Origin of the sequence: Pelomonas candidula (genome assembly GCF_043555985.1) — a bacterium.
Lineage (GTDB): Bacteria > Pseudomonadota > Gammaproteobacteria > Burkholderiales > Burkholderiaceae_C > Pelomonas > Pelomonas candidula.
On record NZ_JBIGIC010000013.1, the window covers coordinates 49064 to 70715 of the forward strand.

Sequence of the window (21652 nt, forward strand, 5' to 3'; positions counted from 1 at the left end):
CGGACCGGCGCCTATCGTCTCGGCATCATTCGTAGCGCTTGTGAAAGCCGACAAGCAGCGCGTCGAACTGGAAATCCAGGCGGCGATAGAGGTTCAGGATCGGGATATTGGCGGCTGAGATGAGCGTGTGGGCCTCGCGCACCCCGCGCAGCCGATTCAGGCGCAGCACCTCGGCCCACAACGAAGCCCCCAGCAGGGCATGGCTGCGTTTGACGCCGGTCAGCACCAGGTCCACGCGCCCCTCATCGGCACGCTGAACATGCAGGCCGATGACTTCGCCCTTCAAACGGTAGCAGAGCAGCTCGTGGCCCTGTTCGATCAGGTCGTGCAGCCAGTTGCGGTAGCGCAGCGCGGCTTGCTCGCGCGTGACCCATGGGTCCTCATGGATGCGGCCATGCTCGAAGTCATCCGCCAGGATCTGCTGCAAGGCGGCGTGGTCGGCAACGACGGCTGGCTCCAGCACCGGGCCGCGCCGGATCAGTCGGTCGAAGACTGCGCTGCCTTGAATGTGGCGATGCCCGACCCGGTAGCTGGCTTCGGCGAAATAGAAACCGGCGCGGTGGAAGGCCCGCTTGGCAGCGGCCTCGGGCGCCACCCGGGCATAGGCAAAACGCACGCCGTTCTCGCGGGCCCAGGTGTCGAACTGCTGCAGCAGGGCGAGGATCTGCGTCTCGTCATCATGTCCATCCAGGCCCGTGATCTCAGCGCAGGGCACGCCGAATACACGCTCGTCCCAGGGTGTCAGACGGCAGTCCAGCGAGGCATTGGAAGCGGCATGGAGACGGGGCATGGCGGCGCAAGGCTGGTTGCAGTGAAGCCGGCCACGGGCCGGCGGGAAGAGCAACTCGCGGTCGAGGTTCGCGACGAGGCCCGGCGGATCGGCCGGCCGCGCGAGCCGCGTCGCGAGAAGCGGATCATCGCCGCAGCGCCCGGCCATGGCGGCCTCGTCGTGCAGGTGCAAAACCCGCGGTGCGCACCGGGCCTGGCTGCGCCCCGTGTCCGCCCGGTTGGTGGACGACATAAGGCACGCGCCGCCCGTTCATTTCCATCCTTCCCGATTTCTCGGGCATGTTCAAGTACAACTCGGGTCTGCATCAAGCCAGCACGACACCGCGAACCCGCAAGACAAGAGTCGAAATGAACGAGGTCATAGCCCCTCTGCAGCACGTCCTTGCCCAAAGGCAGTTCGAGAACTTCCTGAACGCGATGGCGGTCTATGCGATCCAGCGCGCCTACGACAAGGAGGCGCAAGGCCTGCTCACGGGCTCGTCGACTCTTGACGCGCTGTGCTGCCAAGCCGCGGAAGCGATCGAGCGCGACGATCCCATGCCTGCCGCGACGGCCGGCACCGATGACTTCACGCTGTATATCGCCACCGAGCTCTACTGGGGCAAGGGTGGGCACACGCCGCTGTTGATGGACCTGATCAAGGTGGACCGCTCAGCGCGCCGGGAACTTGTTCTGACCAACATCAACGGGGGCCCGAAGACCTCTGAATTCAAGCAGCAACTCAGCCAGGCCCTGGGACCGTCCGTCAAGGCCCACTACCTGGAAGCCGAGTCGCTGCTCGAAAAGATCCTGATCTTGCGGGCCTACATCAGGGCCCAGCGGCCACGCCGCATCATCCTGATGACGCACCAGCACGACGTGGTGAGCTACTGCGGCCTTACCGGCGGTTCCGCCCGGCAAATCATCAAGGTCCTGCATGCCGACACCTTCTCGCTGGGCCTCAACATCCCCTGGTACATGCTGGTAACGCTGAACGCGATCAGCGCCCAGGACATTGCCAACGACACCGGGCGCGGCGTCCACCTGTGGCCGATCGCAGCCGAAGATCAAGGCATGCGGCCCTGGCGGGAATGGGAGGCCGGCGGCCCGCTCAAGACCTGCAGCCACGGCACCCAGCGCAAGTTCGACGGGCAAGCGGGCTTGACCTATGCCGACGTCGTCGCCCAGCGTCTGCAATTGCTGCCCGGCGAGCACGTCCACATCGGCGATCTGAACGAGGAGATGCTGCATCAGATCCGGGCAACCATCGCTCGTGCTGGGCTGGCCGCTGAACGATTCAGCCACGTCGGCAGCGTGCCCAGTCTTTGGCGCTACCTCAAGGCGAGCGACATCCAGCTCTGCATCTCGTCGTTCCCGGTCTGCGGCCCCCGTGGCCTGGTGGAGACCAAGGGCTGCGGGCTGCCGGTGCTGATGTACGAGAACCGGGAGCATCCGGTGCGCAGCTCGCTGATCCACGCGTATCCCGGCTGCCTGCATTGGAGCACCGAGCAGGAGCTGGTCGCAGCCTACCGGGCCCTGACGCCGGCCGTGCTGCGCGAGCAGGCGTTGCTGGCCCGGGCCGACTACGAGCGCAACCATTCGATGGAAGCGCTCGGCACAAAGGCCCGGATTCCCGACAACTACGTCGCGCCCAAGGTCTGCCGCCCCGCCGGCACGCTCACATGACCCTCGCTCCAACGCCCATGTCAAAGCCAGCACTCGGCGCACAAGCTCCCATGCCGGCGGTCGATGCACCCATCCCTTTCAATCGCCCCTACATGACGGGCAAGGAGCTGTACTACATCGCCCAGGCCCACTTCAATGGCAGCCTGGCCGGCGACGGCGCCTTCACCAAGCGATGCCACGAGTGGCTGCAGGAGCAGGCGGGCTGCGCGCGCGCCCTGCTGACGCATTCCTGCACCGCCGCACTGGAAATGACCGCCCTGCTGCTGGACATCCAGCCCGGCGACGAGGTCATCATGCCCTCGTTCACCTTCGTTTCCACGGCCAATGCCTTCGTGCTGCGCGGCGCAGTCCCGGTCTTCGTGGACATCCGGGCCGACACGCTCAATCTCGACGAAACCCTGATCGAGGCGGCCATCACCCCGCGTACCAAGGCAATCGTGGTCGTGCACTATGCGGGCGTGGCCTGCGAGATGGACGCCATCCTGCGCATCGCCCGCAAGCACGGCCTCCATGTGATCGAGGACGCGGCCCAGGGCGTCATGTCCCGCTACAAGGGGCGTTCGCTGGGCACCATCGGCGATCTCGGCGCCTACAGCTTCCACGAGACCAAGAACGTCATCTCCGGCGAGGGCGGCGCCCTGCTCGTCAACAACCCGCAGATGACGCAGCAGGCCGAGATCATCCGCGAGAAGGGCACCGATCGCAGCCGCTTCTTTCGCAACGAGGTTGACAAGTACACCTGGCAGACAGTTGGCTCCTCCTTCCTGCCGGGCGAGCTGATCGCGGCCTTCCTGTGGGCGCAGCTGGAAGAGGCCGAGCGCATCACTCAGGTCAGGCTGACGAACTGGCAGCGCTATCACGAGTTGCTGCAGCCGCTAGAGGCGCAAGGCCTGCTGCGGCGCCCCGTCATCCCCGCCGACTGCCAGCACAACGCCCACATGTACTACGTGCTGCTGGCACCCGGAATCGACCGCCAGAGGGTACTGGACGAGCTCAAGCGCCAAAATATCTTCAGCGTCTTCCACTACGTGCCCTTGCACTCTTCGCCGGCGGGTGAGCACTACGGCCGCGCGCACGGTGAACTGGCCATCACGGACCAGCAATCGGCACGGCTGATCCGGCTGCCCCTGTGGGTCGGGCTGAGCGAATCGCAGCAGGGCCGCGTCGTGGACGAGCTCGCGCGCCTCTGCACGGAGAAATGAAGGCGTCGGACCGCTGAAACGGCGACTGCAGCGATCAGTGCTGCCCGCAGCCGGGTGTCCGGCGCGTGAACGACAGACAGGGGCTGGCGCTCAGTCGCCCCACTTGTCGATGTACTGCCTGTAGCTTTGCAGCCAGCCGTTCGAGCCGAAGCCGCCCTCGCTCTGGTGCGTGATCGCGATCGGCCAGGTGGCCAGGCGCAGACCGGCGGCGCGCGCGCTGCGGCAGAAATCCATGTCGTAGAAGTGGAAGTCAAAGCGCTCGTCGAAGCCGACCTGGCGCTCGCGCAGCAGGTCGCGCCGGGCCGCGAGCAGCACGCCGTCGAGCAGCTCGCAGGCCGCGGGCACCGGCCCGAAGGCGCTGATCTGGCCGAAAGGCGAGGGCCCGTGCGAGACCACGCCCGACAGATGGACGCGCTCGTCCCACTCGAACTTCGTGCTCGGGAAAGCCCAGGAGGGCTGGCCCGGCACACGCCGCCGATTGCCGGCAACGCCGATCACGTCGAAGGCATGCACGCCCGCCATCACATGCTCGAAGAAGAAGAAGTCATCGAGCCAGACATCGTCGTGGATGAAGGCCAGCACCGGCGAGGCGTCGGCCGCGGCGATGCGCTCGTTGTAGAGCGCCGGCAGGCCGCGTCGGTTCTCGAAGTAGACCCGCGCCTTCAGGCGGTCGTCGTGGGCCATGCGGCGCAACGACAGGCCAAGGGCCGAGCGCCCCCAGAACTCGTCCGAGGACAGGCGGGTGGCGCAGACCAGGTCAATCACGGGTGCCGCCCTTTCGACGGCTCGACGAAGGCCCCCTCCAGGCTGTCGTCCGAGGCGATCACGCGAGCCGGCTTCAACGCCTGCAGGGCTGCGAGCAGGTCGGGCAGGTCAGGTGGCTCGAAGGCCGGTATCAGCATCGTGGACATGCGGCGAGTCTAGGGGCGGCGGGCCGGCGCACAAGCCGCGAGCAGGCAGTCAAACACGGGCCAGACGCGGAAGCCATCGACGGCCCAAGGCACGAAAACAGGGGCGGCGCACACCGTCCACAAGGGATGCCCCGCAGGCGGTTCGGATAATCTCCCTGCACATTGCCTGCCCACGCCATCGACAGCCATGGATAACCTTGACGACAAGCTCCGCCTCACCTTCGCCGATGCCCTGGGCTTGAGCCCTGACCAGGTGGTCGATTCGCTCGCCTACGCGGACTCCCCGGCTTGGGACTCGGTGGCGCACATGGCCCTGGTGGCGGCCATCGAGGAGGCCTTCGACATCATGATCGACGCCGAGGACGTGATCGACCTGAGCAGCTTCGCCAAGGCCAAGCAGATCGTTCGTAAATACCTCTGACCCTTGGCCCGCCATGGCGACGCCTCAGCCACTCTGGGCGGCACAGCCCCAGCTCAGCGAATCGCTGGCCCTGATCGACGAGCAGGGCCGCAGCATCAGCCGCGGCGAGCTCGACGCCCTGGTCGACGCGCGCGCTGCGACGCTGCGGGACCGAGGCGAACGCCTGCTGGGTCTGCTGTTCTTCCGCAACCGGCTGGACGACCTCGTCCAGCACCTGGCCTGCCTGAGCTGTGGCCACGTCGCGCTGCTGCTGCCGGCCGACATGCCGGCCCCGGCGGCGCAGGCCCTGGTCGACCTCTACCGCCCAGCCTGGCTGCACGGTGCGCCGGCCGACGTCCGGCCCGCCACCGGGATGCCGCCTGCACTGCACCCCGACCTCGGTCTGCTGCTGAGCACGTCAGGCTCCACCGGCAGCCCCAAGCTCGTCCGCCTGTCACGCACCGCCGTGCAGGCCAATGCCGCGTCCATCGCGGCCTATCTGCAGATCGCACCGACCGACCGCGCGCTGACGACGCTGCCGCCGTCCTACTCCTACGGGATCTCCGTCATCCACAGCCACCTGCTGGCGGGTGCCTGCGTCGCGCTGTCGGACGCCAGCGTGCTCAGCCCCGAGTTCCTGCCGCGGCTTCGCGAGCTGGCCGTCACCAGCATCGCCGGCGTGCCGTCGAGCTGGCAGATGCTGCTGCGCACCGGCTTCGACAAGGCCGGGCTGCCGGCACTGAAGACCATCACCCAGGCGGGCGGCCGGCTGGACGAACCCTTCGTCCGCCGCCTGCATGCCTGGGCGCAGCAGCAGGGTGCGCGCTTCTTCGTCATGTACGGGCAGACGGAGGCGACCGCCCGCATCAGCTACGTGCCGCCCGAGCGGCTGGCCGACAAGTTCGGCGCCATCGGCATTGCCATTCCGGGCGGCCAGCTCAGCGTGGACGACACCAGCAGCGAGCTGCTCTACCGCGGCTCCAACGTCATGATGGGCTATGCCACAGCGGCCGACGATCTGACGCGCGGCGACGAGCTGGGCGGAGTGCTGCGCACGGGCGACCTGGGACACATGGACGAAGACGGCTTCTTCTACGTGACCGGCCGGCTCAAGCGCTTCGTCAAGCTCAGCGGCAGCCGCATCGGGTTGGACGAGGTCGAGTCGCTGCTGTCCACCGTCCTCAAACTGCCCGTGGCGGCCGGCGGGCGCGACGAGCGCCTCGTCGTCGCCGTCGAGAGCGCCGACGAAGCCGTCGCGGCCCAGGCCCGCGAGCTGCTGGTACAGCGACTCCAGTTGCCCTTGAGCCTGCTCCGCATCCGGCTGCTGCCGGCGCTGCCGCTGCTGCCCACCGGCAAGCGCGACTATGCGGCTCTGAACGAACTGGCCTGACAGCCCCCAACGATGCAGGCCCCCGACCTCCCCTTCGACCTCGCCCAGCCCTACGGCCTGACGGCCGGGCGCAAGCGCCCTCTGCTGCTGGCCACGCTGAACGCGCTCAGCGACTGGCATGCCCAGGGCTGCGCCGCCTACGCCGGCATGCGCGAGCGCCTGTTCGGCACGACCCCGGCTGCCACGCTCGACGCCCTGCCCTGGCTGCCCGTGCGCCTGTTCAAGACGCTGGACCTGGCCAGCGTGCCGCCCGAGCAGATCATCAAGACGCTGACCTCCAGCGGCACCAGCGGCCAGGCCGTCTCGCGCATCCGGCTGGACCGCGAGACCTCGGTGCGCCAGACACGCGTGCTCGCGGCCATCATGGCCGCCTTCCTCGGCAAGCAGCGCCTGCCCATGATCGTCGTCGACAGCGCCGACCTGCTGAAGGACCGCACCCAGTTCAACGCCCGCGCCGCCGGCATCCTCGGCTTCTCGGTCTTCGGCCGCGACCACCACTACGCGCTGGACGCCGACCTCCGACTGAAGGCAGACGAGCTGCAGGCCTGGCTGCAGGCCCACCAGGGCCAGCCGGTGCTGCTGTTCGGCTTCACCTACGTCGTCTGGCTGGGCCTGTGCCAGGAGGCCGAGAGACTGGGCGTCAGGCTGGACTTCGGCCCCGGGAGCACGTTGATCCACGGCGGCGGATGGAAGCGGCTGGCCGACCAGCAGATCGGCAACGACGACTTCAAGGCCCGGCTGCGCGAGCAGCTCGGCATCCGCCGCGTCTTCAACTATTACGGCATGGTGGAGCAGGTCGGCTCCATCTTCATGGAATGCGAGCACGGCCACCTGCATGCGCCGGTGTTCGCCGACATCATCGTGCGCCATCCGCAGACGCTGCAGCCCCAGCCCGTGGGCGAACCCGGCGTCGTCCAGGTGCTGAGCGCCCTGCCCCTGAGCTACCCGGGCCACTCGCTGCTGACCGAGGACGTCGGCACGCTGCATGGCGAGGACGACTGCCCGTGCGGCCGGCCGGGACGCCACTTCACGATCAGCGGGCGCCTGCCCCAGGTCGAGATGCGCGGCTGCAGCGATACGCGGGCGGTGCCGGCATGAGCCCCGCACGGCCGCCCGAAGGGGCTCATTCCCGCCCGGCGGGCCAGCGCACAGCGCGAAGGGTGCGCCCATGAGCATCAGGTATCTGCTCGGCACCGATGACGGCACGCCCTTCGAGGGCCTGCTCGACCGCTGTGCAGCCGCCCCCGCCTGGGCGCCCTTCGACGCCCGCGCCACCGCCTTCGTGGCCCGCTTCTCGCAGCGTCTGCTGACCCACCCGCAGGCCCGCCAGTTCCCCGAGATGGCAGCGCTGGGACACTGGTTCCGCGGCGCCTCGCTGCGCGACCTTGCGGCGCAGTACCCGGCCCGCGCCGGCTTCCTGCGCCTGGGCCGCGGCCTGGCCTTCCACGTGGCGCCGGCCAATGTCGACTCGGTGTTCATGTACTCCTGGCTGCTGTCGCTGCTGGCTGGCAATGCCAACCTCGTGCGCGTGTCGCAGAAGGGCAGCCCGCAACAGGACTTCGTCATCGAGGCCCTGCGCGCGACACTGGCCGAGCCGGTGGGCGAGCCGGTTGCCGGCCGCTTCGTGCTGCTGACCTACCCGCACGACGACGCCATCACCGGCGCGATCTCTGCCCGCAGCCAGCTGCGCGTCGTCTGGGGCGGCGACGCCACCGTCGCCACCTTGCGCGCCATCCCGCTGCGCCCCACCGCGACCGAGCTGTGCTTCCCGGACCGCTTCTCCGCCGCCGCGCTGTCTGCTGCCGCCGTACTGGCGCTGGACGATGCCGGCCTGGCCCGGCTCGCCCAGGGCTTCTACAACGACGCCTTCTGGTTCGCCCAGCAGGCCTGCTCCAGTCCGCGCATGCTGGCCTGGGTGGGCGGCGGCGCTGATGTCGACGCCGCAGCGTTGCGCTTCTGGGCCGCCGTGGCGGCCGAGCTGACGCGCCGCGACGCCGACAACAGCGGCGCGATGACGATGGCCCGCGTGGCTGCCAGCTTCGAGTACGCGGCGGCTGGCCTCGCCCATCTGGGCCCGAACATGCTGGGCAGCTATCCGCTGCGCCTGGTGCTGGACCACGGACTGACCGCTGCGGTCAAGGAGGTCCACTGCGGCAACGGCCTGTTCCTGGAACAGCGAACCGACAGCCTCGCGGCGCTGGCCGAGCAGTTCAGCGACCGTGAGCAGACGCTGTCCGTCTTCGGCTTCGGCGAGGACGAGCTCATGGCGCTGATGCAGGCCGTGCCAGCCCGGGCCATCGACCGCCTCGTGCCCATCGGCAGGGCGCTGGATTTCTCGCCGGTGTGGGATGGACAAGATCTGATCCTGTCCTTCAGCCGACTCATTGCCTTGCCGATTTCATGAGCATCAACCTCTCGCTTCAGGACAAGGTGGCCGTTGTTACCGGCGCCTCGCGCGGCATCGGCCTGGCCTGCGCGCACAAGCTGGCGCAGGCCGGCGCCAGCGTCATCATGCTGGGCCGCAACGAGGCCGCCCTGCAGGCAGCCGCGCAGGGCATCCGCACCGCCCTGCCCCACGCGCAACTGCAGCCGCTGGCCTGCAACGTGGCGGACCCGGCCAGCGTGCGCGACGCATTCCAGACCGTGTTCAAGACCCACAAGAAGCTGCACGTGCTGGTAGCCAACGCGGGCGTGCTGGACGATGCGCTGATCGGCATGGTCACGCCGGCGCAGATCGACAACACCTTTGGCACCAACGCATCGGGCGTGTTGTACTGCGCTCAGTACGCCAGCCGGCTGATGGCCCGCTCGGGAGGTGGGGCCATCATCAACGTGACGTCCATCATGGGCCTGCGCGGCAACATCGGCCAGGCCGTCTACGCGGGCAGCAAGGCCGCCGTCGTCGGGATCACGCTGTCGCTGGCCAAGGAACTGGCGCCGCAGAAGATCCGCGTCAACGCCGTGGCACCCGGCTTCATCGACACCGACATGGCCCGCTCCATCAGCAGCGAGAAGCGCGCCGAGCGCATCGGCGCCATCGCGATGGCCCGGGCCGGCGGCGCCGACGAGGTGGCCGACGTCGTGCTGTTCCTCGCCAGCGACATGGCCAGCTACGTGACCGGCCAGGTCGTCGGCGTGGACGGCGGCATGGTGATCTGAATCCAGGCGCCGTCGCCCGACTCGGTCAAGAAGGGCCGGTGGCGTAGCACCCTGCCAGGTAGCCCGCCAGCGTCAGTTCGTACCGCTGCGCTCCGTCATGGATGGCCTGGCGCGCAGCGAAGAACAGATAGCAGGTCGATCATGCTCAACGCGTGGCGCCGAAATCGTGCCAGAGGCGAAGGAATTCCTCGTCGGCCTCAGCACCGACGGAGAGCGCCGGCAGCAGCGCGATGAAGGGTTGGATGTCAGCCTCTGCAGCGTAGCGCTGACGCACCCCTTCGGCAGACCTGGCGATGGTGGCTCGCGCCAACGCCTCGCTCAGTTGACCGGCGCGCAAAGCGCCGAGTGCAAAGGCGATCCAGCCGACCACGCCGAGCTTGAACGCCCGCCCCAGCGGCTGTTGCGAGTTCTGGCCGGCGCTGGTTCGAAAGTAGCCCAGGTGTTCATTGACAAAGGCCAGCGGTGCACGCTGAGTGCAAATAAGCATCGCACCAACGTCTTCCAGACCATGCAGCTTCACGCCGCCGAGCTGGGGGTGCATCAGGTCATCCGCACTCTCGGCCCTGAACGTGGTGTTGGAAAGCTCGCCAAGCCAGTTGTTGCCGGTGCCGACGATATGTTCGAACAGGATGCTCGCGGGCAGCCGCAACACGCGCTGCGACATCGCATCCAGCTCGGCGGGCACGGGCAGGCTGGCCAGTGGCTGTCCCGTCTCGCTGGCATACCAGCGCCGGCTCACGGCGCAGCCAGCAGCCGTCACGGCCAGCGCCTCGGCATGACGGGCGTAGAAGCTCGGATAGGGAATGTCGTCATCCATCAGCAAATGGAAGTACGGTGTCGCGCCACCGTAGAGGCCGAGCAGTTGCTGGCAATTGGCCCAACCGCCGCGCCTGGGGCCGGGCACGACGCTGAGGTTGAGCCGATGCACAACGGGCGAAAGCGCCGGCTCGGCCAACGCACGCAGAAAGGCACCATCCGGGCTGTCGTCCGACACGATGACACGCGCCGGCAGCTGGGTCTGCACCTGCAAAGCGCGAAGCAGTTCGGTCAGGTAGGCCGGCTTGTAGGCCGGGATCAGCGTCGTGAAACTCATGGCCCGCGCAGTCTAGGTGCCGTTCCAGACGGGCAACACGAGAAATGCGGGTCATCTCCAGGCCTCCGCCATCATCGAAGGCCCGCACAATGCCCCGCATGACTTCGTCGCCCACCCTGCTCATCACCGCAGCTGGCACCGGCGTCGGCTGGGCCTACGCGCTCACGCTGTCCCAGCACATGCCCGGTGTGCGGCTCATCACCGCCGACACCAACGGCGCCGCCTGGTGCAGCGCCGCTCGGCTTTCGACTCTGCACCTGCAGTGGCCGCCGTTCGAGGCCGGCGATGCCTACTTGGCTCAACTCAACGCGCTGATCGACGCCGAGGGCGTGACCCACTACCTGCCGATCATCGACCCTGAGATCGCCTGGGCCGCCCGCGAGCGCGGCCGGCTGCGCGTCGAACTGCTGGGGCCAGACGATGAATTCGCCAAGCTGGCGTTGGCCAAGGACCAGTACGCCGCACGGTTGGCCACCCTTGGCGTCGACAGCCCGCGCACACTGGGCCGCTCCGACATCGAGGCTGGCACGCCTGGATTCGCCAAGCTGCCGGGCAGCTTCGGTGGTCGCGCAGCTTGGCCCATTCAGCGCGCCGAGCAGCTCGATACGCTCCCAGCCGGCGCCTTCGTGCAGGAGGCCTTGCCTGGTGCCGAGTACACGGTCGACTGCTTTCCGACCGGCGACGACGACATCGTCATTTGCTCTGTGCGCGAACGTGTGGAGACTAAGAGCGGCGTGTGCACCAAGGCACGCATCGCGCCGAACCCGATCCTGCGCGACTACGCCCGAAAGATGGTGCAGGGCTTCAGCCTGACGACGCCGTTCTGCTTCCAGGCGATCGCCAGTTCCGATGGACAGCGCCTCGCGGTGACCGACATCAATCCGCGCCTGGGTGCCGGCACGCTCATGAGCGCGGCCAACGGCACCGACTTCTTTGCCGCACATCTGGCCCGCACCTTTGGCCACAGCTGGCGCGAACACTTGCGACCGCACCATCTGCGTTGCGCCGTGACGCGCCAGTATTTCGAGCTGCTGACGCCGGAAGTCGATTGAAGTCGAACGACGCAATGACCACGCTGGCTCTGGATCTCGACGGCACATTGATTTCCTGCGAGGAGCGCCATTGCGCCCTCATGAAGCAGCTGTGCCGAGAAGACGGGATGGATGAGGACTTCATCTCGCGCTACTGGGCCGCCAAGCGCGAAGGTGCTTCCAATATGGTGGCGCTGCACGCACTGGGCCATCCAGCGCCCGACGCGCGTGCCGCAGCCTGGAACCGCAGCATCGAGCACTGGCCCTGGCTGGGTTACGACCGACTGCTGCCCGGCGTGATGGACGCGCTGGCAGCGCTCGCACGCGACGAGACGAACATCGTCGTGCTGACCGCGCGCAGCCAGCCGTTCTTCCTGCGACAGCAGCTCGATCGCCTGGGCCTGATGCCACATCTGGACGCCCTTCTGGTAGTACCGCCGAACGACGCAGCAACGGCCAAGGCCAGGGCCTTGCGCGAGCTGAAGGCCCTGGCCTTCATCGGCGACACCGAAAGCGATGCCGACGCGGCCGAACGCGCCGGCATGCCCTTCCTTGCTCTCAATGGCGGCATGCGCTCCAGCGCTTTCTGGCGCGCGCGCGGCCGTGTCTCCTACCCCGACCTCGGCGCCGCGCTTGCGGCCCTGCCTCGACCATGACCCAGAACGCCCACCTCGACGCCATCGCCCGGGACTCGATCTACGCCCTGGGCTGCAACGGTTCCATGATCCGCCACAGCTGGTCCATCGCACGCCGCCACCTGCCACCTGGCCGGCTGCTGGAGATGGGGCCGGCCGAAGGTGTGATGACCACATTGATCGCCGCAGAGCGCGACGACTTGCACCTGCTGGAGGGGTCTGCGGTCTACTGCCAGAGTCTGCGCGAGCGCTTTCCGCAGGCCAAGGTACACGAGTCCATGTTCGAAGACTTCGTGCCCGATGCCCCCTTCTCCGCCATCGTGCTGGGGCACGTTCTGGAACACGTCACCGACCCGGTGGCCGTGCTCAAGCTCGTGCGCGGCTGGATGGCGCCAGGCGCCCGCATCTTCGCGGCCGTCCCCAATGCGCGGTCGCTGCATCGCCAGGCCGCCGTCATCATGGGCCTGCTGGCGCAGGAAGATGCCATGAGCGAGCTGGACTACCGCCACGGCCATCAACGCGTCTTCAACCCAGAGTCCTTCCGTGCCAGCTTCACTCAGGCCGGCCTGGATATCGAAGTGTTCGGCGGCTACTGGATGAAGCCGGTGTCCAACGCGCAGATCGACCGCGACTGGACGCCGGCGATGCTGGACGCGTTCATGAAGCTCGGCGAACGCTACCCCGACACGGCGGCCGAGATCTACGTTGTCGCCTCGGCCGGCTAATCACCCGACCGAACGCACGACCTCGGCCACGCGGAACACGTCGTCTCGGGTCAGGTAGGGCGCCATCGGCAGGCTCAGCACCTCGTGCTGGAAGGCCTCGGCGATGGGCAGCGATGGCCAGGCCAGTGCGGCATAGGCCGGCTGCTGATGGCAGGCCAGCGGATAGTGCACGAGATGCCCAATGCCGGCGGCCGTCAACGCGGCCTGCACGGCAGCACGTCGCGGCGTGCGGATGACATAGAGATGCCACACCGGCTCGGCCCCCGGAGCCACGACAGGCCGGATGACGTCGGCACCGGTCAGCGCCTCGTCATACCAGGCTGCCACACGGGCGCGGGCGACGTTGTCGGCGTCCAGCGCCGACAGCTTGGCGCGCAGCACGGCGGCCTGGATCTCGTCCAGACGCGAGTTCACGCCCTGTACCTCGTGGCGGTACTTCTGCGTGGAGCCGTAGTTGCGCAGCAGGCGCAGCTTGGCAGCCAGCGTGTCGTCGTTGGTCGTGACGGCGCCGCCATCGCCCAGCGCACCAAGGTTCTTGCCCGGGTAAAAGCTGAACCCCGCCGCGATGCCCAACGAGCCCGCCCGGCGCCCCTGCCAGCGCGCACCGTGGGCCTGCGCGGCGTCTTCGACCACCTTCAGGCCGTGGCGCTGGGCCACCGCGTTGATGGCCTCCATCTCGCAGGGCTGGCCGTAAAGGTGAACCGGCATGATCGCCTTCGTGCGCGCCGTGACGGCGTCTTCGATGCGCTCGGGGTCCATGTTGTGCGTGCCCGGCCGGGGCTCGACAGGCACGGGTATCGCCCCCACCGAGGACACGGCCAGCCAGGTGGCGATGAAGGTGTTGGACGGCACCAGCACCTCGTCTCCCGGGCCGATGCCCAGCGCGCGCAAGGTCAGGCTCAGTGCGTCCAGGCCGTCGGCAACGCCGATGCAGTGCTTGACTTCGCAATAGGCCGCGAACTCGCGCTCGAAGGCCTCGACCTCGGCACCCAGGATGTACCAGCCCGAAGCCAGCACGCGCTCGATGCCCGCGCGGATGGCCTCATCGTGCGCCGCGTTGAGCCGCTTCAGGTCCAGGAAGGGGATGTTCACTTGGCGCCCCAGCGGTCGCGCATGAACTCCGCGTAGTCGCGGTGGTAGTCGCCCTCGTCGTATTTGGTCGAGGCCAGCACCATGCAGACCGAGGCCGACGAGAAGTTATCGAGCTCGCGCCAGATCATCGGGCAGATGTACAGGCCCTGGTAGCTGCGGTTCAGGTGCACGCGCTTCTTGTCCTTGCCGTCGTCGAGGATGACGTCGAAGCTGCCCGACATCGCGATGATGAACTGGTGCAGGTTCTTGTGCGCATGACCGCCGCGCTCGCTGCCACCAGGCACGTCGTAGAGGTAGTAGACGCGCTGGATGTCGAAGGGCACATGCACCCCGCCCTCGATGAAGGTCAGGTTGCCGCGCGGGTCATGGATCTTGGGCAGGTCGAAAATCTGGCAGCGGTCGATGGACATGGGCGAAAGCCTTGGTGATGCTTCGGGACCAAGTATGGCCTCAGCGCAGGGGCGTCGACACCCCGCGGCCCATGCTCCAGATCAAGGCGACGATCTGCTGGGCGTCGAACATCGCGTTCACGTGGGCCACGCGCATCGAGTAGTAGTCGCCCTCGGCGGCCATCACGTCGAACAGCGAACGGCGGCCGAGCTGCTGCCACTGCTGCAGCGTCGAGGCGCGCACGCGGTCGCTGTTGCGCAGGATCTCGACGATGCGGTGCGCGCGGTCCAGCGTCGACAGGCCGACCTCGTTCATCTCGAGCAGGCGGTAGCGCTTGGCCTCGACGGCCTCGTCGCGTTGCAGCACCGTGGCGCGGTAGCGCTGCACCGCCGCATTGGCCTCCGCCTGGGCGCCGGGCGGCAGGATGGGGATGGTGACGGTGACGCCGCCGGCATACTCTGTGGCCTTGGAGACGCCTGCCTGACGGATGGCATTGCCGCTGATGCTGATGCTGGGCTTCTGCCCGGCGATGACGGACTCGGCCAGGCTGCGCTGCGAGCGCGCCTGGGCCTCTGCCTGGGCCACGTCGGCGCCGAGCAGGATGTCGGTCTCCATCTGCGCCAGGTCCGGCAGCACCGACAGCGACGGCGTCATGCCGATGCTGGGCGGCAGCTGGTCGCCCACGAGGCGGCGCATGCGGACCTCGGTCTGGCGAAGCGCCGACATGGTCTGCTCCAGCGACAAGTCGGCCTGCTGCAGGCTCTTCTGCGCCTGCACCAGTTCGCTAGCGCGCCCGCGGTCAGCCCTGGTGATGATCTCCAGCGCATCGACCAGACAGGCCATCTTGCGCACGTACTGGGTGTAGACCTGGCCCTGCAGCACGTAACGGCTGCGGTCCAGCGCCAGCGTGACGACGCTGAGGGACAGCTGTTCCTCGGCACTGCGCTGGCCTTGCAGGGCCACCTCGGCCAGTTCCTTGCGCCACTCGGTCAGCTTGGCGATCCGGCCGAAGTCCCAGACCGGCATGCTGGTGCTCAGCGAGGCGCCGTACTGTCCGCCACGGCCGGCATTGATCCCGTTGATGACGTTGTCGGTGGCGTTGGCGGAGATGCTGAGCGTCGTTGTCGGCAGACGCATCGCCCGCGTCTGGTCGAGGTCTGAGCGGGCCGCCTCGGTCATCAGGCGCATGGCACCGACGGCCTTGCTGCGAGCGAGCGTCGTTTCGATGAGGGATTGCAGCGCCGCCCGTGGGTCATCGCTGGTGGTCTCCAGCGCGCTCAGGTCACGGCCCATGCGGGACAGGCCGGCGTCCTCCTCGTTGCAGCGGCCCTGGCCGGCGGGCGGGTCACCCGCCAGCACGGGCGAAGGCGCTGTCGGTTTGGCCGGTTTCGGCGGTCGAGTCTGCGCCAGCGCGAGCGGCGCCGGGGCCACCAGGGACGTAGCGAGTGCGAGGACGATGAGGCGGCGAAGGGGGTAAAGCATGGCCCCTTCACTAGACCATCCGGCCCCCTCGCCCAAAGCCCGGAAAAGCGGGCCGTGCCGGCCGCTTTACCGCTCGCGCAGGGCTTCCTGTGACTTCATCATCGGCCGCAGCAGATAGCTCAGCACCGAGCGCTCGCCGGTCTTGATCTCGACCGTCGACGTCATGCCCGGGATGACGGGCAGGGGCTCACCCTTGAACTTCACGTTGATGCGCTCCGCCGTGACGATGACGCGGTAGTAGCCCTCGCCGGTCTTGTCGCCCTCGGTGACGGCGTCCGGGCTCATGTAGGTGACCTTGCCTTCCAGGCCGCCGTAGACGTTGAAGTCATAGCCGGCGACCTTGACCTCGGCCGTCTGACCCAGGCGCACGAAGCCGATGTCGCGCGGCTTGATCTTGGCCTCCACCAGCACCTTGGGGCCGATCGGCGCGATCTCCAGGATGGGTGCGCCGCTGGCGACCACACCGCCAATGGTGCCGGCCTTGATCGTCTTGATGACGCCATGCACCGGCGACTTCAGCACCGTGCGCGTCAGCGCGTCCTGGCGCACCACCATCTGCTCGTCGAGCTGGGCCATCTCGCTCTGCACGCGCACCAGCTCCTGGCTGGCCTCCTGGCGGTAGCGCGAGATGCGCTCGGCGCGCTGCTGCTGGATCTCGTTGACCTGGCGGTTCAGCCGCATGACCTCGACATCGCTCATCAGGCCGCGGGCGGCCATGTCCTGGGCCAGCTTCTGCTCCTTGGCGATCAGGCCCAGGCTGCGATTGATGGCGGCGATGGACTCGTCCAGCAGGTGCTTGCGCGCCTCGAAGGATTCGGCCTCGCCCTGGGCGTAACGGCTCTTCACGTCGACGTCCGCCGGCCACTGGATGGCGGCGCGGCCGTTGGCCTCGGCAGACAGCCGCGCGGCGGCGGCCCGCAACGCCAGCAGCTTGACCTCGCTCTCGGCCTGCTGGGCCTCGACACGGGTCGGGTCCAGCGTGGCGAGTTCCTGGCCGGCCTGCACCTCCTGGCCCTCGCGCACCTTGAGCTCGCGCAGGATGCCGGCGTCCAGGCTGGCGATGACCTGCTCGCGCCCATCGGGCACGATGCGGCCGTCGCTGCGGGTGATCTCGTCCACCCTGGCCAACGCCGACCAGGCGATGGCCACCATGATGACGACACACAGCAGGTACAGGGCCCAGGTCGCACGCGGCAAGGGCTCGTCCACCTGGGCGGCGTGGATGGCGCTGACGAACAGCCCCTCCTCGCGGGTCAGGGCTTTGGTCATGCCCGACGCCCGCCCGGCCGCCCGAAGGGCATCGGCGCCCCCTCGGGGGGCAGTGAGTGAAACGAACGTGGGGGCTTCATACGCTGGCGGAACGCTGCACGGGTTGTGCCGACGGATGCATGTGGACGCCCTCACCCGCCGCCGCGCCGGGCGCTGCAGGACGCACGCCCGACAGCGCGGCCAGCACCTGGTCGCGCGGACCGTCCATGACGATGCGGCCACCGTCGACGACGACGATGCGCTGCACCAGCTCCAGCACGGCCGGGCGGTGGGTCACGACGACCAGCGTCGCCGTGCCGGCCGCGTCACGCAGCTGGCGCAGGAAGGCCATTTCGCTTTGCGCGTCCATGGAGCTGGTGGGCTCGTCCATCAGCAGCACCTGGGGCTTGGTGACCAGCGCGCGGGCGAGCGCGACCAGCTGGCGCTGGCCGCCGGACAGCAGCTGGCCCATCTCGCCGACCGGCAGGTCCCAGCCCATCGGGTGACCGGCGACGACGCGGTCCAGCCCGGTCAGCTTGGCGACCTCGACGAGGCGGCCGGCGTCCAGGTGGGCGCGGCCCATCAACACGTTGTCGCGCAAGGTGCCGAGGAAGAGGCGCGGCTCTTGCGACACGAAGCCGACGCGGGCGCGGAACTCGGCCGGGTCGATCTGGCGCAGGTCGATGCCGTCGACCTCGACCATGCCCTCGGTCGGCAGGTAGAGGCCGCCGAGCAGGCGCAGGATGGTGGACTTGCCGCTGCCGATGCGTCCCAGGATGGCGATGCGTTCGCCGGCCTCCAGGCGCATCGTCACGTTGCGCAGCACCTTGGGCGAAGCTGCTTCGCCCGTCGTCTGGCCATGGGCGGTCACCGCCGCCGGATAGGCGAAGCCGACGTCGTGCAGACCGACCTTGCCGCTCACGTTGGACAACGGCACGTAGTTGCGCGCGCTGTCGCGCTCGACGGGCGCATTCATCATCTGGTTGAGCGACAGCATGGCAGCACGCGCGCCCTGGTAGCGCGTGGCCAGGCTCACGAGGCTGCCGAGCGGCGCGATGGCGCGAGCGGCGAACATCACCGAGCCGATCAGCGCGCCCGAGGTGATGACGCCGTCGTGGATCAGGTAGACCCCCCAGACCAGGATGATGAGGTTGACCGCCTGCTGCATGGTGCTGGACAGGTTCATGCTCCAGCTCGACAGCGCACGCGCCGTCAGGGCCGACTGGGCGACGACCGCGGTGGTGTGTTCGTAGCGGCGCAGGAAGCGGCCCTCGGCACCCGAGGTCTTCAGGTCTTCCAGGCCTTCGAGGGACTCCACCAGCGTGCCGTGCAGGTCGGCCGTCTCCTGCATGTTGGTGCGCATGGCCCGCCGCAGCGCGCCCTGGATGGCCCACGACAGGCCCATGATGACCGGCGCCGCCAGCACCAGCACCCAGCCCAGCGGCCCGCCGATGACGAACGTCATGCCGATGAAGATGACCAGGAATGGCAGGTCCGACAGCGCCGACAGCGAAGCCGATGTGAAGAACTCGCGCACCATCTCCACCTGGGCCAGGTAGTGGGCGTAGGAGCCGGCCGAGGCGGGCTTGTGCTCCATGCGCACGCCCAGCGTCTGGCGGTAGAGCTTGGCGCCGATGATGAGGTCGGCCTTGCGGCCGGCCAGGTCGATCAGGTGGGCGCGCAACTGGCGCGCGAACAGGTCGAACATCAGCGCCACGCCGGCGCCCACGGCCAGCGTCCACAGCGTGACCATGGCCTGGTGCGGGATGACCTTGTCATAGATGACCGAGGTGACCAGCCCCGACACCAGCATCAGCACATTGGACAGCAGGGCCGCCAGCATGGACGCCCGGTAATACGGCGTGAAGCGCTTCAGCGTGCCCCACAGCCAGTGCGAGGCCAGGCCCTTGTCGCCCAGCTTGAGCAGCGGCGACTCGGTGCGCCCGCCCCGGGCGGCCTCCAGCGGCGACACGGCCAGCATGAAGCCGCTGTATTCGGGCTCCAGTTCGGCCGTCGTGGCGGGCACCGCCGCTGCCTCGGGGCCAGGAAACACGACCTCGTAGCGACAGTTGCCGGCCGCCACGGCGGCGGGGTCGTCCAGCCGGCGCACCAGCACGCAGGCGTCACCGCCGTTCAGCAGCAGCACGGCCGGCAGCAGCAGGGCGTTGATGTCGTCGATGGACTTGCGCAGCAGGCCGGCGTTGTAGCCCGCCTCGCGCATGACGCGGATGGCGTTGTCCGGCGTCAGCGCCTCCTCGACCGGCGCACCGGCGCGCAGCGACTCGGGCGAGCGCGGCTTGCCGTGGTGGCGCGTCAGCCAGGCCAGCGCCTGCAGCAGCGGGTCGCCGACGGGCTGGTTGGAAAGCCCCTCCAGCGGGTCCGGCGGTGGCGGCGGCTCGCCGTTGGCGGCCAGGCGCAGCCCCGGCGCCTGCGGCTGGCCGTCGAAGAAGGGGTCGTGCTGGCGGGGCATTTATGCTTTCGCGCGGGCCTCAAGAGCCAGTCGCTCGAACTCGCGCTCAAGATCGCGCACGATGGCCGGGATGTCAAATAGCGGCGACGCACGGCCGTGCTCGGCCAGGTAGCGTTTGTAGGACGCCACGCGCGCGGGCTGGTTGCCGATCTGCACGGCGCGCTGCTCGTATTCCTCGATCGTCGTCGTGATCAGGTCCGGCAGGCCGACGGCCGTCAGCAGGCTGCCGGCCATGCGGGAGATATAGGTCTTGCCCGAACGGGTCAGGATGGGCGTGCCCATCCACAGGCAGTCGCTGGCCGTCGTGCCGGCGTTGTAGGGGAAGGTGTCGAGGAAGAGGTCGGCCAGCTGGAAGCGGGCCAGGTAGTCGGCCGGCTGGGCGCGCGGCGCGAAGACCAGGCGCTCGGGCGCCACGCCCTCCTCCGCCGCGACGCGCGTCAGGTTCGCCTGGGCGAAGGGGTTGTCCGCCAGCAGCCACAGCACGCTGCCGGGCACCTGGCGCAGCACGCGCATCCAGCAGCGCCAGACGGGCTCGCTCATCTTGTGGTTGTTGTTGAAGGCGCAGAAGACGAAGCCTGTTTCAGGCAGGCCGGCCTCGGCACGGCTGGGAGCAGGGTGGGCCACGCGCTTGCGGTCGCTGACCTGATAGCAATGCGGCAGGTAGATCGGCTTTTCGGTGTGATACGGCAGCGACTCGGGCGGCATCACATAGCGGTCGGCAATGATCCAGTCCTCGCCGGGCAGCGCCGACGTGGCCGGCAGGCCCAGGTAGCCGGCCTGCACCGGTGCGCCACGCCAGGCCAGGATGCCCGGGCGGGCGCCGCTGGTGAGGCCCTGCAGGTCCACCAGCACATCGATGCCGGCCTCGGCAATCATCTCGGCCGCGCGCCGGTCGCTGACACCGTGCAGCGGGTGGTAGTGATCCATCGCCGCACGGATGCGCGCGCGCAGCGGCGTGCCGTCCTCGCGGCTCCAGCTGAAGGCGTGGACCTCGAATTTGTCCTTGTCGTGCAGCTCGTAGAGCTCCACCGACAGCAGGCCGACGGCATGCATGTGCAGGTCGCCGGACAGGTAGCCGATCTTGATCTTGCCCTCGCGCTTGCGGCCCCTGTGCAGCGGCGGCTCGGTGACCTTGGCCACCTTCTCCAGCACGAAGCGCTGGGCCGTCAGCAGTTGCAGGGCCGGGTCGTCGCTCTCGTCCAGCATGCCGAGCAGCGAGGTGCTCATCAGCAGATGGTTGTGCGTGACCTCCCCGACGGTCTGGTAGACCGGCCAGGCGCACTGCTTCTGGCGGATGTGCACATAGTGCTGGGCCACGTCACCCTGGCGCGGGTCCAGCTCCAGCGAGCGGCGCATCAGTGCCTCGGACTCGTCGTAACGCTTGGCCGTCTCCAGCAGGCGCGCCGCGTTGTTGAAGGCGTGCAGGCGCAGGCTCAGCGGCTCGGTGCCCAGGCCCTCGGGGTTTTCGTCCTCATAGACGCTGCGCCACTCGGCCAGCGCCTCTTCCTCGCGCCCCTGGTGCTCCAGCTGATGGCCCAGGTTCAGGCGCGCCTGGGCGAAGTTCGGCGACTGGGCCAGCGCCCGGCGGTAGACAGCCTCGGCCTCGGCGTGGCGGCGCTGCTCGCCCAGGATGGCGCCCCAGTTGAAACAGGCCACATAGCTCAGCGGCGAGGCCGTGGCGGCCACCCAGTTCTCGTAGAGCAGCACAGCCGCATCGGCCGCACCGGCCTGCTGCAGGCGCGACGCGGCCTCCATCACTTGGGGCAGCGGCCACTGCCCGCTGCGGGCCAGCGCCAGCCACTGCTCCACGAGGGCGATACCTTGAGGCTGGGCGTTGGGAGGCGTCGACATGTCCATGCGGCGGGCGGGTTGAGCGGATCGTCGCCGGATTTTCAAGCCTTGGCGGGCCGGGAGGCGGGACGAATAGGCCATGGATTGCGCAGCATTTCCCGCCTGCGCGGCCCCAAAAC

20 protein-coding genes are annotated in these 21652 nt (G+C 68.5%); 10 read left to right on the plus strand and 10 right to left on the minus strand.

Translation table 11 applies throughout. From position 1 onward, the window contains the following. Positions 1-25: 25 nt before the first annotated feature. Complete coding sequence (locus ACG04R_RS22435; protein WP_394415853.1) at positions 26-961, minus strand: GNAT family N-acetyltransferase; 936 nt, start codon at positions 959-961, stop codon at positions 26-28. A 107-nt stretch (positions 962-1068) separates the two neighbouring features. On the opposite strand from ACG04R_RS22435, the gene ACG04R_RS22440 reads away from it, so the two are divergent. Then, positions 1069-2454: a glycosyltransferase family protein gene (locus ACG04R_RS22440; protein WP_394415854.1), complete on the plus strand. Its 1386-nt coding sequence runs from the start codon at positions 1069-1071 to the stop codon at positions 2452-2454. A 50-nt stretch (positions 2455-2504) separates the two neighbouring features. After that, on the plus strand, positions 2505-3656 hold the full coding sequence (gene rffA / locus ACG04R_RS22445; RefSeq protein WP_394415855.1) for a dTDP-4-amino-4,6-dideoxygalactose transaminase: 1152 nt from the start codon (positions 2505-2507) through the stop codon (positions 3654-3656). A gap of 90 nt (positions 3657-3746) precedes the next feature. Here rffA and ACG04R_RS22450 read toward each other — a convergent pair whose 3' ends face one another. After that, positions 3747-4421 carry a glycosyltransferase gene (locus ACG04R_RS22450; protein WP_394415856.1) on the minus strand — a complete coding sequence of 225 codons (675 nt, stop codon included), beginning with the start codon at positions 4419-4421 and terminating at the stop codon, positions 3747-3749. Next, positions 4418-4567 carry a hypothetical protein gene (locus tag ACG04R_RS22455; RefSeq protein WP_394415857.1) on the minus strand — a complete coding sequence of 50 codons (150 nt, stop codon included), beginning with the start codon at positions 4565-4567 and terminating at the stop codon, positions 4418-4420. Before ACG04R_RS22455 ends, ACG04R_RS22450 begins: the two co-directional genes overlap by 4 nt. 187 nt (positions 4568-4754) lie before the next feature. On the opposite strand from ACG04R_RS22455, the gene ACG04R_RS22460 reads away from it, so the two are divergent. The 5 genes from ACG04R_RS22460 (at position 4755) to ACG04R_RS22480 (ending at position 9516) form a co-directional block, all read left to right on the plus strand. Beyond that, positions 4755-4988, plus strand: coding sequence for an acyl carrier protein (locus ACG04R_RS22460; protein ID WP_394415858.1), 234 nt, complete (start codon positions 4755-4757; stop codon positions 4986-4988). Between the two features lie 13 nt (positions 4989-5001). Continuing rightward, the gene (locus ACG04R_RS22465) at positions 5002-6357 is read left to right on the plus strand and encodes an AMP-binding protein (protein ID WP_394415859.1); all 1356 of its coding nucleotides are present in this window, start codon (positions 5002-5004) and stop codon (positions 6355-6357) included. 12 nt (positions 6358-6369) lie between these two features. Beyond that, positions 6370-7455, plus strand: a complete 1086-nt coding sequence (locus ACG04R_RS22470; RefSeq protein WP_394415860.1) for a LuxE/PaaK family acyltransferase — start codon at positions 6370-6372, stop codon at positions 7453-7455. A gap of 70 nt (positions 7456-7525) precedes the next feature. Further along, entirely contained in the window at positions 7526-8761 is a 1236-nt protein-coding gene (locus ACG04R_RS22475; RefSeq protein WP_394415861.1) for an acyl-CoA reductase, read from the plus strand. Beyond that, positions 8758-9516, plus strand: a complete 759-nt coding sequence (locus ACG04R_RS22480) for an SDR family NAD(P)-dependent oxidoreductase (protein WP_394415862.1) — start codon at positions 8758-8760, stop codon at positions 9514-9516. Before ACG04R_RS22475 ends, ACG04R_RS22480 begins: the two co-directional genes overlap by 4 nt. Positions 9517-9661: 145 nt before the next feature. On the opposite strand, the gene ACG04R_RS22485 is transcribed toward ACG04R_RS22480, so the two are convergent. Next, complete coding sequence (locus tag ACG04R_RS22485; RefSeq protein WP_394415863.1) at positions 9662-10609, minus strand: glycosyltransferase family 2 protein; 948 nt, start codon at positions 10607-10609, stop codon at positions 9662-9664. Between the two features lie 98 nt (positions 10610-10707). Between ACG04R_RS22485 and ACG04R_RS22490 the strand changes: the two genes are divergently transcribed. Genes ACG04R_RS22490 through ACG04R_RS22500 form a run of 3 tightly spaced genes read left to right on the plus strand, consistent with a single transcriptional unit; the run spans position 10708 to position 13000 of the window. After that, complete coding sequence (locus ACG04R_RS22490; RefSeq protein ID WP_394415864.1) at positions 10708-11661, plus strand: ATP-grasp domain-containing protein; 954 nt, start codon at positions 10708-10710, stop codon at positions 11659-11661. Beyond that, complete coding sequence (locus ACG04R_RS22495; RefSeq protein WP_394415865.1) at positions 11658-12296, plus strand: HAD family hydrolase; 639 nt, start codon at positions 11658-11660, stop codon at positions 12294-12296. The genes ACG04R_RS22490 and ACG04R_RS22495 overlap by 4 nt, the downstream gene beginning before the upstream one ends. Further along, the gene (locus ACG04R_RS22500) at positions 12293-13000 is read left to right on the plus strand and encodes a class I SAM-dependent methyltransferase (protein WP_394415866.1); all 708 of its coding nucleotides are present in this window, start codon (positions 12293-12295) and stop codon (positions 12998-13000) included. Before ACG04R_RS22495 ends, ACG04R_RS22500 begins: the two co-directional genes overlap by 4 nt. Here ACG04R_RS22500 and ACG04R_RS22505 read toward each other — a convergent pair whose 3' ends face one another. The 6 genes from ACG04R_RS22505 to ACG04R_RS22530 form a co-directional block, all read right to left on the minus strand. Continuing rightward, positions 13001-14092: a DegT/DnrJ/EryC1/StrS family aminotransferase gene (locus ACG04R_RS22505; protein WP_394415867.1), complete on the minus strand. Its 1092-nt coding sequence runs from the start codon at positions 14090-14092 to the stop codon at positions 13001-13003. Next, a complete protein-coding gene (locus ACG04R_RS22510; protein ID WP_394415868.1) occupies positions 14089-14502 on the minus strand; it encodes a sugar 3,4-ketoisomerase in 414 nt (137 codons plus the stop codon). Before ACG04R_RS22510 ends, ACG04R_RS22505 begins: the two co-directional genes overlap by 4 nt. Before the next feature lie 40 nt (positions 14503-14542). Beyond that, complete coding sequence (locus ACG04R_RS22515) at positions 14543-15964, minus strand: TolC family protein (protein ID WP_394415869.1); 1422 nt, start codon at positions 15962-15964, stop codon at positions 14543-14545. 66 nt (positions 15965-16030) lie between these two features. Next, positions 16031-17233: an HlyD family type I secretion periplasmic adaptor subunit gene (locus ACG04R_RS22520; RefSeq protein ID WP_394415870.1), complete on the minus strand. Its 1203-nt coding sequence runs from the start codon at positions 17231-17233 to the stop codon at positions 16031-16033. A 76-nt stretch (positions 17234-17309) separates the two neighbouring features. Beyond that, positions 17310-19682: a type I secretion system permease/ATPase gene (locus tag ACG04R_RS22525; RefSeq protein ID WP_394415871.1), complete on the minus strand. Its 2373-nt coding sequence runs from the start codon at positions 19680-19682 to the stop codon at positions 17310-17312. After that, complete coding sequence (locus ACG04R_RS22530; RefSeq protein WP_394415872.1) at positions 19683-21539, minus strand: O-linked N-acetylglucosamine transferase, SPINDLY family protein; 1857 nt, start codon at positions 21537-21539, stop codon at positions 19683-19685. Between the last annotated feature and the right edge of the window lie 113 nt (positions 21540-21652).

Bases quoted from the DNA above. Each gene is read 5' to 3' on its own strand.
- ACG04R_RS22440 (WP_394415854.1), top strand. From the start codon at position 1,069: ATGTTCAAGTACAACTCGGGTCTGCATCAAGCCAGCACGACACCGCGA.
- rffA (WP_394415855.1), top strand. From the start codon at position 2,505: ATGCCGGCGGTCGATGCACCCATCCCTTTCAATCGCCCCTACATGACG.
- ACG04R_RS22455 (WP_394415857.1), bottom strand. From the start codon at position 4,567: ATGTCCACGATGCTGATACCGGCCTTCGAGCCACCTGACCTGCCCGAC.
- ACG04R_RS22460 (WP_394415858.1), top strand. From the start codon at position 4,755: ATGGATAACCTTGACGACAAGCTCCGCCTCACCTTCGCCGATGCCCTG.
- ACG04R_RS22465 (WP_394415859.1), top strand. From the start codon at position 5,002: ATGGCGACGCCTCAGCCACTCTGGGCGGCACAGCCCCAGCTCAGCGAA.
- ACG04R_RS22470 (WP_394415860.1), top strand. From the start codon at position 6,370: ATGCAGGCCCCCGACCTCCCCTTCGACCTCGCCCAGCCCTACGGCCTG.
- ACG04R_RS22475 (WP_394415861.1), top strand. From the start codon at position 7,526: ATGAGCATCAGGTATCTGCTCGGCACCGATGACGGCACGCCCTTCGAG.
- ACG04R_RS22480 (WP_394415862.1), top strand. From the start codon at position 8,758: ATGAGCATCAACCTCTCGCTTCAGGACAAGGTGGCCGTTGTTACCGGC.
- ACG04R_RS22485 (WP_394415863.1), bottom strand. From the start codon at position 10,609: ATGAGTTTCACGACGCTGATCCCGGCCTACAAGCCGGCCTACCTGACC.
- ACG04R_RS22490 (WP_394415864.1), top strand. From the start codon at position 10,708: ATGACTTCGTCGCCCACCCTGCTCATCACCGCAGCTGGCACCGGCGTC.
- ACG04R_RS22500 (WP_394415866.1), top strand. From the start codon at position 12,293: ATGACCCAGAACGCCCACCTCGACGCCATCGCCCGGGACTCGATCTAC.
- ACG04R_RS22510 (WP_394415868.1), bottom strand. From the start codon at position 14,502: ATGTCCATCGACCGCTGCCAGATTTTCGACCTGCCCAAGATCCATGAC.
- ACG04R_RS22515 (WP_394415869.1), bottom strand. From the start codon at position 15,964: ATGCTTTACCCCCTTCGCCGCCTCATCGTCCTCGCACTCGCTACGTCC.
- ACG04R_RS22520 (WP_394415870.1), bottom strand. From the start codon at position 17,233: ATGACCAAAGCCCTGACCCGCGAGGAGGGGCTGTTCGTCAGCGCCATC.
- ACG04R_RS22525 (WP_394415871.1), bottom strand. From the start codon at position 19,682: ATGCCCCGCCAGCACGACCCCTTCTTCGACGGCCAGCCGCAGGCGCCG.
- ACG04R_RS22530 (WP_394415872.1), bottom strand. From the start codon at position 21,539: ATGGACATGTCGACGCCTCCCAACGCCCAGCCTCAAGGTATCGCCCTC.